The sequence below is a fragment of the Pseudomonas rhizoryzae genome, assembly GCF_005250615.1.
Classification (GTDB): Bacteria; Pseudomonadota; Gammaproteobacteria; order Pseudomonadales; family Pseudomonadaceae; genus Chryseomonas; species Chryseomonas rhizoryzae.
Genome location: NZ_SULM01000011.1, coordinates 151,286 through 163,960 on the forward strand (window position 1 = coordinate 151,286; position 12,675 = coordinate 163,960).

10 protein-coding genes are annotated in these 12,675 nt (G+C 66.1%); 6 read left to right on the forward strand and 4 right to left on the reverse strand.

Translation table 11 applies throughout. The annotated features are described in order from the left end of the window. Positions 1 to 43: 43 nt before the first annotated feature. A complete protein-coding gene (gene rsgA / locus FAZ11_RS18685; protein WP_058760788.1) occupies positions 44 to 1,066 on the forward strand; it encodes a small ribosomal subunit biogenesis GTPase RsgA in 1,023 nt (340 codons plus the stop codon). Positions 1,067 to 1,110: 44 nt separating this feature from the next. On the opposite strand, the gene FAZ11_RS18690 is transcribed toward rsgA, so the two are convergent. From FAZ11_RS18690 to motA, 3 genes are all read right to left on the reverse strand, one after another. Beyond that, on the reverse strand, positions 1,111 to 1,710 hold the full coding sequence (locus tag FAZ11_RS18690; RefSeq protein WP_058772874.1) for a nitroreductase family protein: 600 nt from the start codon (positions 1,708 to 1,710) through the stop codon (positions 1,111 to 1,113). 161 nt (positions 1,711 to 1,871) lie between these two features. Beyond that, the gene (locus FAZ11_RS18695) at positions 1,872 to 3,029 is read right to left on the reverse strand and encodes a flagellar motor protein MotB (protein WP_058767675.1); all 1,158 of its coding nucleotides are present in this window, start codon (positions 3,027 to 3,029) and stop codon (positions 1,872 to 1,874) included. Then, the gene (gene motA / locus FAZ11_RS18700) at positions 3,029 to 3,880 is read right to left on the reverse strand and encodes a flagellar motor stator protein MotA (RefSeq protein ID WP_058760791.1); all 852 of its coding nucleotides are present in this window, start codon (positions 3,878 to 3,880) and stop codon (positions 3,029 to 3,031) included. The genes FAZ11_RS18695 and motA overlap by 1 nt, the downstream gene beginning before the upstream one ends. A gap of 122 nt (positions 3,881 to 4,002) precedes the next feature. Here motA and FAZ11_RS18705 point away from each other — a divergent pair, with 122 nt between their 5' ends. The 5 genes from FAZ11_RS18705 to FAZ11_RS18725 all read left to right on the forward strand — a co-directional run bounded on the left by FAZ11_RS18705 (position 4,003) and on the right by FAZ11_RS18725 (position 11,253). Next, entirely contained in the window at positions 4,003 to 5,520 is a 1,518-nt protein-coding gene (locus tag FAZ11_RS18705; RefSeq protein ID WP_058760792.1) for an HDOD domain-containing protein, read from the forward strand. A gap of 57 nt (positions 5,521 to 5,577) precedes the next feature. After that, positions 5,578 to 6,387, forward strand: a complete 810-nt coding sequence (locus tag FAZ11_RS18710; protein WP_058760793.1) for a rhodanese-like domain-containing protein — start codon at positions 5,578 to 5,580, stop codon at positions 6,385 to 6,387. A gap of 16 nt (positions 6,388 to 6,403) precedes the next feature. After that, the gene (gene asd / locus FAZ11_RS18715; protein WP_058772873.1) at positions 6,404 to 7,312 is read left to right on the forward strand and encodes an archaetidylserine decarboxylase; all 909 of its coding nucleotides are present in this window, start codon (positions 6,404 to 6,406) and stop codon (positions 7,310 to 7,312) included. 67 nt (positions 7,313 to 7,379) lie between these two features. Continuing rightward, positions 7,380 to 9,143, forward strand: coding sequence for a hypothetical protein (locus FAZ11_RS18720; RefSeq protein ID WP_058760795.1), 1,764 nt, complete (start codon positions 7,380 to 7,382; stop codon positions 9,141 to 9,143). 40 nt (positions 9,144 to 9,183) lie between these two features. Then, complete coding sequence (locus FAZ11_RS18725) at positions 9,184 to 11,253, forward strand: EAL domain-containing protein (RefSeq protein ID WP_058760796.1); 2,070 nt, start codon at positions 9,184 to 9,186, stop codon at positions 11,251 to 11,253. Positions 11,254 to 11,477: 224 nt separating this feature from the next. Here FAZ11_RS18725 and serB read toward each other — a convergent pair whose 3' ends face one another. Then, positions 11,478 to 12,632, reverse strand: a complete 1,155-nt coding sequence (gene serB / locus FAZ11_RS18730) for a phosphoserine phosphatase SerB (protein ID WP_058772889.1) — start codon at positions 12,630 to 12,632, stop codon at positions 11,478 to 11,480. Between the last annotated feature and the right edge of the window lie 43 nt (positions 12,633 to 12,675).

Genomic DNA, 12,675 nt, shown 5'->3' on the forward strand with positions numbered 1-12,675 from the left:
GGCCAATGCTAGACTCCTCGCCCCTGAAACCCGCGGACATCCCATGGCCAAACGCCACCTGACCCGTCGCCAGAGCTGGCGGATCGAGAAAATCCAGACCGAACGCGCCGCCCGCGCGGACAAGCGCGAATCCAAGCTGATCGAGGAACTCGAGGGCGGCGACCTGGGCCCGGAGCAGCAGGGCCAGGTGATCGCCCACTTCGGCGTTCAGGTGGAGGTCGAGGATGGCGAAGGCCGGCTGCAGCGGTGCCATCTGCGCGCCAACCTGCCGACCCTGGTCACCGGCGACCAGGTGGTGTTCCGCGCCGGCGTCCAGGGCAATGGCGTCATCGTCGCCCAATTGCCACGACGCTCGGAGATCTGCCGCCCGGACATGCGCGGCCAGCTCAAGCCGGTGGCGGCCAACGTCGACCGCCTGGTGATCGTCTTCGCCCCGCTACCCACGCCCCACGCCAATCTCATCGACCGCTACCTGGTGGCGGCCGAACACGCCGGCATCCAGCCGCTGCTGCTGCTGAACAAGGCTGATCTGATCGATGAGCACAATGCTGCCGGGTTGGATGAGTTGCTGGGTGTCTATCGCGGCCTGGACTATCCGCTGCTGGAGGTCTCGGCCCACAACGGCCTGAGCATGGACCAGCTCAAGAGCGCGCTGGACGAGCATGTCAGCGTCTTCGTCGGCCAGTCGGGGGTAGGCAAGTCGTCGCTGGTGAATGCCCTGCTGCCTGGGGTCGATACGCGGGTCGGTCCGTTGTCCGAGCTGACCGGAAAGGGTACCCACACCACCACCACCGCCCGTCTCTTCCACTTTCCCGATGGTGGCGATCTGATCGACTCGCCCGGCATCCGCGAGTTTGGCCTGAGCCACGTCAGTCGCGACGACGTCGAAGCCGGCTTCAAGGAGTTCGGCGACTATCTCGGCCACTGTCGCTTCCGCGACTGCCAGCATGAACGCGAGCCCGGTTGTGCCCTGCTCGCCGCCCTGGAGCGCGGCGACATCCATCCCCAGCGGATGGCCAGCTACCGGCATATCCTCGCCAGCCTCGAAGGCGAATCGCGCTACTAAAAAAACGCCGGGCAAGCCCGGCGTTTTTTATCCGCCCAAGACCATCAGCCGAAGACGCGGAAGCGCTCGGCGTCGTCCATGAAGGTCTTCTCCGGGAAGTCGCCTTCGTTGGAGCCGAAGGGCATCTGCGCGCGCAGGTGCCAGGTCTCCGGCAACTTCCACTCGGCGGCGGCCAGGGCGTCGGGCAGCGGATTGTAGTGCTGCAGGCTGGCACCGATGCCGGCGTTGGCCAGGGCCGTCCAGACCGCGAACTGGGCGATGCCGCTGGCCTGTTCCGACCAGATGGGGAAGTTGTCGGCGTAGGAGGGATACTGGTCCTGCAGCGCGGCAACGACGTGACGGTCCTCATAGAACAGCACGGTACCGGCACCGGCGGCGAAGCTGTTGATCTTGCCCTCGGTGGGGGCGAAGGATTCGGCCGGCACGATCTGCCGCAGGGCCTGCATGACGAAGCCCCAGAACTTCTCGCTCTCGGCGCCGAACAGGATCACGGCGCGCGAGCTCTGGGAGTTGAAGGCGGAGGGCGACAGCTTGACCGCGTCCTGGATCAGCGCCGTGACGGCGTCCTGTGCCAGCGGCAGGCTCTTGCCCAGGGCGTACTGGCTGCGACGGCGCTTGATGGTGTCGATAAAGGCGTTGCTCATCGGAAGGCTCCTGCAAGGGTCGAAGATCGAGAGACCTCGCCCCAGGGGGCAAGGTGCCCGATCGATCATGAAACCCCTACAGCATAGCGAGACGGGCGTGTACCAACGGACGAAAAAACCGAACGCTGGCAGCGAATTTTCCTATCTATCGACGTGACCGCTCAAGGCTTGCTCTGGATCACGCCCGCATCGAAGGCATTGATCTGCTGTTTGAACGCCGCGTTGTTGATGGGTTGCGCCAGGTTGCCGGTGGCGGACACGCCACCGCTGGAAACCCCTCCGCGATTGGCCCCGGGTCCACCCTGGGCCGGCGTCGCGGAGGAGCCCTTGTTACCGTTGCGACCCTCGATGGCCTGCTGGGCCTTCTTGGTCAGCACGATGATGTCGATGCGGCGGTTGACCGGGTTGAGCGGATGCTCGCGGTCGAAGGGTGCCGAAGCCGCATAGCCGACGATCCGGGCCACCTGGTCGTCCGGATAACCACCAGCCTCCAGGGCGCGCCGCGCCGAGTTGGCCCGACCGGCGGACAACTCCCAGTTGCTGAAGTCACCCTTGCCGACGTAGCGCGCAGCATCGGTATGGCCACTGATGCTGATCTTGTTCGGCACCTGGCGAATGGTATCGGCCATGGCCAGCAGGATGTCCTCGAAATAGGGCTTCAGCCGCGGACTGCCGGAGTCGAACATCGACCGGTTGTCGGCATCGACGATCTGGATGCGCAGGCCGTCCTGGGTAATCTCCATCAGGATCTGGTCCTTGAACTTCTGCAGTTCCGGATTCTCGTTGATCTTGTTCTGCAACTCCTGCAGCAGCAACTCCAGACGCTGTTTCTCGACCTGCTCGGCGATCTTCTCCGCCTGGCTGGCATCCATCTTCTGGTCCTTGCTCTGATCCTTCTGCGCCGCCGCATTCGGCTGGCGATCCGGCGAGGTATCCGGGGACTGGGTCGGATCGGGCTGCACCCGGTTGGACTCGTTGGGATCGGCGCGCTCCTGCATGTCCGGATTGACCTTGTTCTGGGTCGAGTCCGGTTGTGCCTGGATCTCGGGATTCAGGGTCCGGTCAGGGGCGGGCGTCGGGGTGCCGCCCAGGTCGATGACGTAGGGACTGGCGCTTTCGGTAAAGCCGATCGGATCCTGGAAGTAGCCGGCGATGGCCTTCTTCTGCTCCGGCGTGGCCGAGGACATCAGCCAGAGCACCAGGAAGAACGCCATCATGGCGGTCGCGAAGTCGGCGAAAGCGATCTTCCAGGCGCCGCCGTGGTGACCGGCGGCGCTCTTCTTGACGCGCTTGACGATGATCGGCTGGTTGTTGTCCATCAGCTGCCCCGCATCGCCTGCTCGAGTTCACTGAAGGAGGGACGATGCGCCGGGAACAGCACCTTGCGGCCGAACTCCACGGCGACGGTGGGCGGCATGCCGCTGGCGGCGGCCACCAGGCAGGCCTTGATGGCCTCCAGTACGTTGAGCTCTTCCTTGGCATCGTGCTCGAGGCAGGTCGCCAGCGGACCGAAGAAGCCATAGGCCGCGAGAATACCGAGGAAGGTCCCCACCAGGGCGGCGCCGACGTGGCCGCCGATGGCCGCCTGGTCGCCCTCGCCGAGCATGCCCATGGTGATCACGATACCCAGTACCGCGGCGACGATGCCGAAGCCGGGCAGGCCGTCAGCGACCCGCGACACGGCATGGGAGGGGTGCTCCAGCTCTTCCTTGATACCGGCCAGCTCCATGTCGAACAGGCCTTCCAGCTCGTGGGGCGCCATGTTGCCAGACGACATCAGCCGCAAGTAATCGGCGATGTAGGCGGTCATCTGCTCGTCTTTGATGATGTTCGGATACTTGCTGAAGATCGGGCTGGCCTTGGGATCCTCCACGTCCGCTTCGATGGACATCATGCCCTCGCGGCGACTCTTGTTGAGGATCTCGTAGAGCAGCTTGAGCACGTCCATGTAGAACGCATGGGTGAAGCGATTGCCGAACATCTTCAGCGACTTCTTGAACACCTGCATGAAGGTGCTGCCCGGGTTGGCTTGCAAGAAAGCGCCCAACGCCGCGCCGCCGATGATCAGCACCTCGAGCGGCTGGATGATCGCGGCGATCTTGCCATGCGCGAGGATGTAGCCGCCGAGGACAGCCGCGAATATCACGATGATGCCGATGATTTTTGCCATGGTTGGGAATACTGTGTGCGCTAGAGGAAAGTAAACCGGGGGATACAGCCTTCACGCCCCCTTTATCGGACCTGGTGTCCGGGACTGAAGGCCTTTCATCACATTTCAAGGCAGCCCGTCGTATGTCCAGCCGCCCGAACAACCTAGAGGAATGGGTCAAGCTCCTGGAGGGTGTGCGTCTACCTGTCGCGACTGCCACCCAAGAGCGACTGAGGCGCAGTCTAGCCGACGGACGGTTGGCCTTGCATGAGATCGCCGAGCGGCTCTGCGAGTCACCTCCGCTGGCCTTGGCGCTCTTGCGCGAGGCCAATCGGGGGCACTCCAGCCTCGGCGATCCCGCGGCCAGCCTCGAGGCCGTGCTCGGCCGCGTCGGTCTCGGCCCGGCGGAATATGTGGTCGCGCGCCAACCCACCCTGCCCGAGGAGCGCCTGCCGCTGCCGCTACGCCAGCTGTGTCTGGTCAGCCAGCACGCCATGACCCTGGGCCTGGGCCTGTTCGGCGTGCCTCTGGCGCGACTGTGGCCGGACATTCGCCTGGCCGCCCTGCTCTTCCTGGCGCCGCTCTGGCCGCTGGTCACCCGCTATCCGGAGCTGTTCGAGGAATGGGAACGCCGGGTGCTGGGTGAGGGCGAGCCGGCGATCACCGTCGAGCGCGAGTTGCTGGGCGTATCGGCGGTGCGTCTGTGCGAAGCCCTGGCGCGCCAGTGGCAATTGCCAGAATGGATAGTGGAGGGCTATCGCCTGCTGGATCAGGATCGCCGGCAATTGGTCAAGGCGCTGCACATCGCCCACGCCGAAGATCCGCTCGAACAACAACACCGCCTCGACGAAGATCCCGACCTACGACGTTGGCTGACCCACCCGGGCAACACCATCCTGCTGGCCAATGGTCTGGCCCTGGCCAGTCACCATGCCTGGGACGGCCCCCATACCCTGCGCTGGCAGCGCTTCAGCGCCCTCTATCTGCAATTGCCGCTGGCGCGGGTACAGAGTCGCAGCCATGAACTGGCGGTGCAGGACGCCCAGCGTCACGCCCGCCCCGGCCTCTGGCACCCTGCCGAAGGTCTGCTCTGGCCGCCGGGCGAGCGGCGTCTACGCCCGGTGCCCAAGGTACAGGTCGCGGCCGAGAGCCAGGCACAGCGTTGGCGCGGCCTGTGCGAGCAGATGCTACACACCCCCAGTGCCTTCGCCACCCTGCCCCAGCTGTTCGACTGCGCGCGCCAAGCCCTGGTGGCCTGTGGTCTGCCACGCCTGCTCTTGCTCACACCCGACCGCAACGGCCAAAAGGGCAACGTCCAACTGCACCACGGTCTCGACGAGGCTTCCGGCCTGCAACTGGAGATCGCCAGCCAGCCGCTGTTGGCCAAGCTGTTCAGTAGCCCTGGTCAACTACGCATCGACGCGACCAACCGGGCGCGCTTCGCGCCGCACCTCCCCAAGGATCTACAGCGACTGTTCGCCAACGAATGCCTCTGGCTGCGCAGCCTCGGCTTCGGGGAGCGGGTGGTACTGCTGGCCGTACTGGATAGCGAACTGGAACCGGTCGACCCCCGCCGCATCGCGGCCCTGGACAAGACCTTCACCTGCATCGAGCGGGCCATCGGCACCTTCGCCAATCGTCCCCGCGCACGGCCGACCTGACGTCTGGCTATTAACCTCGGTACACTTGATCCTCTTCGGACCGACGGGAAATCCGCAATGCCCTTTTCCGCCCTGCCTCTGGTGATCGAACCTGCCGACCTCGCGGCGCGTCTGGACGCGCCCGAGTTGATCCTGGTGGACCTCAGCAGTGCCGCCCACTATGCCGAGGGGCATCTACCCGGCGCCCGTCACGTCGCGCCCGCCCGCACCCAATTGGGGAGCAAACCGGCTCCCGGCCTGCTACCCGCCCAGGCGGACCTGGAGCAGCTGTTCGGCGAACTGGGTCAGCGTCCCGAGGCCGTCTACGTGGTCTATGACGACGAGGGCGGCGGCTGGGCCGGTCGCTTCATCTGGCTGCTGGACGTCATCGGCCACGCCAACTATCACTACCTCAATGGCGGGCGCCAGGGCTGGATCGCCGCCGGCCTGCCACTCGAGACCGATACGCCCGCACCAGTAGGCGCCCCCATTGCCCTGACCCTGCACGACGAGCCCACCGCCACCCGCGCCTACCTGCAGAGCCGGCTGGGCGCCGAGGACCTGGCGATCTGGGACGCCCGCGGCGCCGATGAATACCGTGGCGAAAAGGTACTGACCGCCCGCGGCGGTCACATCCCCGGGGCGATCAACTTCGAATGGACGGCCGGCATGGATCGCGAGCGCCAACTGCGCATCCGCGCGGACCTGGCCGCCGAACTCGAACGCCTGGGTATCACCCGGGACAAGGAAATCGTCACCCACTGCCAGACCCACCACCGATCCGGCTTCACCTATCTTGCGGCCAAGGCCTTGGGCTACCCGCGTGTGAAAGCCTATGCCGGCTCCTGGGGCGAATGGGGCAATCACCCCGACACGCCCATCGAATGATTGCCAAGGACACGTTATGAAAGTGCAAGATCGACTGTTCATCCTGGCCCAGCACCTGCTGCCCCATCACCTGCTGTCGCGGGTGATCGGCGGCTTCGCCGAGTGCCACGCCCCCTGGTTCAAGAACCGGCTGATCCGCTGGTTCGTGCGCCACTACGACGTGGACATGCGCCAGGCGCTGGTGGAAGAGCCCACCGCCTACGAAAACTTCAATGCCTTCTTCACCCGCGCCCTCAAGGCCGATGCCCGGCCGTTGCCGGCCGACCCCGGTGTGGTGGTCAGCCCCAGCGATGGGGCCATCAGCCAGCTCGGGCGCATCGAGCACGGTCGCATCTTCCAGGCCAAGGGCCACAGCTACAGCCTGCTGGAATTGCTCGGCGGCGACGGCCTGCGCGCCGCGCCCTTCATGGGCGGCAGCTTCGCCACCATCTACCTGTCGCCCAAGGACTATCACCGGGTACACATGCCGCTCACCGGCACCCTCAAGGAAATGATCTACGTGCCCGGGCGCATCTTCTCGGTCAACCAGCTCACCGCCGAGAACGTACCCGAGCTGTTCGCCCGTAACGAACGGGTAGTCTGCATCTTCGACACCGCCGTGGGCCCCATGGCGGTCATCCTGGTCGGCGCCATGATCGTCGCCAGCATCGAGACGGTCTGGGCCGGCCTGGTCACGCCACCCAAGCGTGAACTCAAGACCTTCGCCTACGACGAAGCGGCCCGTGCGCCCATCGAGTTGCGTACCGGGGATGAGCTGGGCCGCTTCAAGCTGGGCTCCACCGCCATCGTCCTGTTCGGCCCCGAAGCGGTGAACTGGTCCGCTGAACTCGGCGCCCTATCCACCGTCAACATGGGGCAACTGCTCGGCGTGCCAGCCGCGCCCACCGCATCGACCCCCGTTTCCGAGCCTGGGCCTCTCGTCTAGATGCGCGTTTCATTGCCCATCGAGAAAGGAGTGCGAGCGGCGAATGGATAGCAAAAGACCTCAGCTCATGTTGCGGGTCCCGACGCCCGACCAGCGCAGCCTGACGTTCTGTGACGCCACGCCCGCTGGCCTGAAGCGCTGGCTGGACCAGTTGCCACGCGCCAAGCTAGGCGAATTCGCTCGACTGCTCTATCAAGGCCTGCTTGAACTCAATCGTCTGATCCTTGCGCCAGAAGCACGCCTGCGCCTGCTCGAAGCGCTGCGCCCGGACGTGCAGCGCGTCTGCCAGCAACTCGAGCGCCATGTGCTCAACCAGGCCATCGTGCTCGACGAGCGCTCGCGCAAGGTCGCCAACCTCTGTCAGGCCCTGCAGAATCTGCTGGCTGCCGGCTACAAGCTGATCGTGGTCGAGGAAAGCGAGCGCGGCGAACGCAGCACCCTGCTGGCTACCGCTATTCAGCGCGCGCTACGCGCCCTGTTCGGCCCGCTGATAAGGGCCGCGCAACTCTATACGCCTGTGCACGACAATCTGTGGCTGGAGCTGCATCAGCTCTATCGCCTCGCCGTCACCAGCGGCCTGCACACCCAGAAGATCCGTGACGAGCTACTGCCCGGTGACGGCAGCCAGACCATCACCCAGGCCTACAGTGCCGCCCTGCTGTTCGGCGCGGCTCGCTGCAATCAACTGCGCCAGAGCCACATCGCCCAACTGACCCTGCACCTGGACGACTGGGCCGGCCTGGTTCGCCTGCAGGGGCCGGAGCAGAATGGCACCCTGATGGTGGTGGCGCCCCAGATCGATGCGCCGCCGCGCTATCGCTCACTGCTGCGCGAAGCCAACCTCAACGGCCTGCTGGGTCTGGCACCCCAGTTGCTGGTCCAGGCCATCGAAGATTATCTGGCCCTGGCCCCGGAGCAGCGGCCCCGTGCCCGCTTGCCGGTGCATGGCGACCTGTCCCTCGACCTGCTCCAGCATCTGGTCGGTGCCTGGGGCCAGGAAGCGGATCGCGCCTTCCAGCGCATGCCCGGTCACGGCCAGGTGCAAGTCTGCATCGGCATGAGCGCCCTGCACTATCAGCTCGCGGGCGGCCAGGTCTTCGCCGACACCCTGCAGCAGGCGGCACCCAGGGTCCAAGAATCCTTCGCGCCCAAGCCCAAGGAAGATGTCTGGTCGCTCGCCTTCGATGCCGATACCCGCACCTCGGACTCCCTGGAGTGGGATGCCGGCGCGCTGGAGGAAATCCATTACGACGTCCTGCCGGGCGAGAGCGATTCCGCCAGCCCCGCCTTCCCGATCCACTCGGTGCAGGTGGTCAACCACAGCCCGGGCGGCTATTGCCTGAGCTGGAGCGGCGAGGTCCCCGAACAGTTGCAAGCGGGCGAACTGCTCGGCGTTCAACTGCCCGAGGATCACAACTGGGGCCCCGCCGTGGTGCGCTGGGTACGTCAGGTACCCGGTAGCGGCACTCATATGGGGGTCGAATTGCTGGCCCCCACGGCGCGTCCCTGCGGCTTGCAACTGCTGCGCAAAGCGGAGCAGAACAGCCAATACCTGCGCGCCCTGCTGCTGCCCGAGATCAAGGCCATCGACCAGGCGCCGACACTGATCGCCCCACGCCTGCCCTTCCAGGAAGGCAGCAAGGTGCAGATCAATCAGCAGGGCGTCGAGCAACGCGGCATGCTGGATCGGCGCCGCAGCATGACCGTGAGTTTCAGCGTCTTCGAATATCACCTGCTGGAGCAGGCCAGCGCGCAACAGGCCGGTTCGCCGTCCGGCAGCAGCGGCGGACGCCAGGAGGAAGACTTTGACTCCCTGTGGAAGTCTCTGTAGCTTCAGTGGATTGTCGTTATCGCCAAGGTGCGAGTAGACCATGGCTGCCGAATACAGTGCGATCCGTCTGTTGCTGCTCGAAACATCGCAGAACGAGGCGGAACGCCTGGTCAGCCTCTTCCGCAATGCCGGTCGCGCAGCGCGGGCCCACCGCCTCGCTGATCCTGCCGGACTCGATGAACTCCTGAGCCAGAATTGGGACCTCGTCATCCTCGCGCCCGCGGCCGAAGATTTTGACACCGAGGCCGCCCTGAAGCGTCTGCGCATGCGGGCCCCCCACCTCGCCGCGATCCAGCGCGTGCCGCCCGCCGATCCCGACGCAGTGGTGAACGCCCTGCGCCAGGGTGCGCGGGATGCCATCGCCAGCGACAACGACGAACACCTGCTGCTGGCCTGTCTGCGCGAACTGGGCAACCAGGCCGAGCGCCAGGAATGTCGCCGTCTGGCACAGGCGCTGGCCGAGGCGGAACAGCGCTGCCAGCTGCTGCTGGCCAATGCGGTGGATGCGGTCGCCTACGTGCACGACGGCATGCACATCCATGTCAACTCGGCCTATGTGGAGCTGCTCGGCTACCCTTCAGTGGACGACTTGGAAATCACCCCGCTGATGGACCTCATCGCCACAGCCGACCAGCCGGCGTTGCGCGATGCCTTCCGCCAATTGCGCGACGATCCCAATGCCCGGGAATTGAACTGCCAGTGTGTCCGTCACGATGGCAGCCTGCTGGCGGTCCAGCTGCGCCTGACCCCGGCGATCTACCTCGACGAGCCTTGCGTACAGCTGCAAGTACGCGAGGAGCGCGTCATCGATGCCTCCTTCGAGGAACAGCTGCGCGAGATGCGCTTCCAGGACACCCTGACCGGCTTGATCAATCGGGGCCGCATGCTCGAACTGCTCGAAGAGGCCCTGGAAAGCGCTCGACTCGGGACTCCGGCCAGCTTCGCCTACCTGACCATAGACCGTTATCCGGCGCTGCTGGCGGAACTCGGTATCGGCGCCATGGATGAACTGCTGGTGACCCTGGCGGAGCGCCTGCGCGAGCATTTCGGCACCCTGGTGACCCTGGCACGCTTCGCCGACGACGCCTTCGCCGTCCTGCTGCCTCAACCGGCCGACGCGACCCTGGACAACGCCTTCGAGCGGCTGCTCGGCCGCCAGGAACGCCAGGCGCTGAGAGTCGCGGGACATGCTCTGGTCGTCAGCTATTCCATCGGCGTGGTCGCGCTGGACAGCCACGCCAAGAGCGCTGGCGATCTGGTGGACCGCGCCCACCGCTCCGCACGCCAGGTCGCCCAGCGCGGCGGTAACGCCAGCAAGCGCTACGATCCCGCGGAAGAACTGGCCGCCGCCGCCAACCGTGGCAACCTTGTCGCCATGGTCAAGCAGGCCTTGCAGCAGAACGGTTTCCGCCTGCTGTTCCAGCCGGTGATCGGCCTGCGCGGTAGCAGCTACGAGTATTACGAGGTGCTGTTGCGGCTGATCAATCCGCAAGGCGAGGAAGTCTCACCGAACGAATTCGCCCGTACCGCCCGCGACAGCGGCCTGAGCGGCCAGATCGATCGCTGGGTGATCCACCAGGCCGTACGTCAGTTGGGCGAACACCGCGCCCGTGGCCACGGTACGCGCATCTTCGTCCACCTATCCGGCGCAACGCTGGGCGATCTGGAGCTGCTGCCCTGGCTGGACAAGACCTTGCAGACCCAGGGCCTGGAGGCCGAGGCGGTGATCTTCCAATTGGCCGAGGAAGAGGTGCTGGCCAATCCGGAACAAGCCCTGGCCATGGTCCAGCGCCTGCGCCGCCAAGGCCACCAGATCACCTTCAGCGGTTTCGCCGGCAGCGAGCAGCCGCTGGCGGCGCTACGCCTGGCGGTACCGGACTACGTCAAGCTGTCCAACACGCTGATCAAGGATCTGGCGCAGCCCGAATCCCAGGCCCGCCTCAAGGCCCTGGTCGCCGAGCTGAGCGAGCAGAACGTCCTGACCATCGCCCCCTTCGTCGAAAGCGCCAGTGTCCTGGCGCAGCTGTGGCAAGTCGGGGTGCACTTCATCCAGGGCTACTACCTGCAGGAGCCCAGCCAGGCGATGGACTACGAATTCCAAGCCGAATAGCGGCGATACGGCGACCCCACCTGACTATCGGAGCAACTGCCGGATCGCGATCTGGCTAAAGCTGATGGGATGAGCGCCTGCCCGGATAGCCCCTCTCCCCTCGGGAGAGGGTTGGGGTGAGGGGCGCCTGGCACAGAAGCTCACAGTGGAAAAGGCTGCGCCGTTTTCCACGCTACGCCTCAGACCTAGCCGATGCGGCCGCCTTGGCTGGCCGCGCTAGCCGCTCAACCCAGGGTGTGGCGATCTTCCACGCCCAACAGGTAGAGCACCCCGTCCAGCCCCAGCACGCTCACCGACTGCCGGGCCGACTGACGTACCAGCGGTTTGGCGCGGAAGGCCACGCCCAGCCCGGCCAGGGCCAACATCGGCAGGTCATTGGCACCGTCACCCACGGCGATGGTCTGGTCGAGCTCCAGGCCTTCGCGGCTGGCCAGCTCGCGCAGCAGGTCCGCCTTGCGCTGGGCATCGACGATAGGCTCCACGGCCCGGCCGGTCACCTTGCCCTCGACGATCTCCAGTTCGTTGGCATAGACGTAGTCGATGCCCAGCCGCGCCTGTACCTGACGGGCGAAATAGGTGAAGCCGCCGGAGAGGATGGCGGTCTTGTAGCCCAGGCGCTTCAATTCGGCGAACAGCCGCTCGGCGCCCTCGGTCAGGCGCAGCTGGGCACCGATATCCGCGAGGACGTCTTCCGACAGCCCCTGCAGCAGCGCCATGCGCTCGGTGAAACTGGCGCGGAAGTCGATTTCGCCGCGCATGGCGCGCTCGGTGATGGCCGCCACCCGCTCGCCGATGCCGGCCGCCTTGGCCAACTCGTCGATGACCTCCGCCTGGATCAGGGTGCTGTCCATGTCGAACACCGCCAGCCGACGATGCTGGCGCTGCAGATCGTCGGGCTGCCAGCCGAGATCGGCCCGGCCCTCCTGGGCCAGGGCCAGCAGCGCCGCGCGAAACGCCTCGGCGTCACGCGGCTCGCCGCTGACACTCAATTCCAGTGCGGCACGCTCGGTGGCGCCCGGCTCGCTCAGGGTGCGCACGGCCTGGATGGTCAAGCCCTGTTGGGCACAGAGCTCAGCCACGGGCGCCAGCGGCAGGTCCGCCAGGCAGCGGCCCATCAACGTCAGCACGTGCGGCTGGCCAGGTTCCGCCGTCGGCTGCACCAGGGGTGCGACCTGCCAGCCCAACGCCTGCAGCGCCGCGGCCAGGGGCTCACCGGCGGTGGCTGGGCTAACCAGCAAGGTCAGACTCGTCTCCGCGCCCAGGCCGCGCTGCTGCAGGGCTTCCAGGCGGGCGCCGACCGCCGCCAGGGTCTGCTGGAGGGCCGCCAGTCCGCCGGCGGGCAGCCTGCCCATGGCCTGGAGTCCGATAACGTCTTGCATGGCGATCCCCTTGACGAAAAGCGCGCAGTCTACCTTTTCGCTC

Bases quoted from the DNA above. Each gene is read 5' to 3' on its own strand.
- FAZ11_RS18705 (WP_058760792.1), top strand. From the start codon at position 4,003: ATGTCCAGCCGCCCGAACAACCTAGAGGAATGGGTCAAGCTCCTGGAG.
- FAZ11_RS18695 (WP_058767675.1), bottom strand. From the start codon at position 3,029: ATGGACAACAACCAGCCGATCATCGTCAAGCGCGTCAAGAAGAGCGCC.
- serB (WP_058772889.1), bottom strand. From the start codon at position 12,632: ATGCAAGACGTTATCGGACTCCAGGCCATGGGCAGGCTGCCCGCCGGC.
- FAZ11_RS18690 (WP_058772874.1), bottom strand. From the start codon at position 1,710: ATGAGCAACGCCTTTATCGACACCATCAAGCGCCGTCGCAGCCAGTAC.
- FAZ11_RS18725 (WP_058760796.1), top strand. From the start codon at position 9,184: ATGGCTGCCGAATACAGTGCGATCCGTCTGTTGCTGCTCGAAACATCG.
- FAZ11_RS18720 (WP_058760795.1), top strand. From the start codon at position 7,380: ATGTTGCGGGTCCCGACGCCCGACCAGCGCAGCCTGACGTTCTGTGAC.
- motA (WP_058760791.1), bottom strand. From the start codon at position 3,880: ATGGCAAAAATCATCGGCATCATCGTGATATTCGCGGCTGTCCTCGGC.
- rsgA (WP_058760788.1), top strand. From the start codon at position 44: ATGGCCAAACGCCACCTGACCCGTCGCCAGAGCTGGCGGATCGAGAAA.
- FAZ11_RS18710 (WP_058760793.1), top strand. From the start codon at position 5,578: ATGCCCTTTTCCGCCCTGCCTCTGGTGATCGAACCTGCCGACCTCGCG.
- asd (WP_058772873.1), top strand. From the start codon at position 6,404: ATGAAAGTGCAAGATCGACTGTTCATCCTGGCCCAGCACCTGCTGCCC.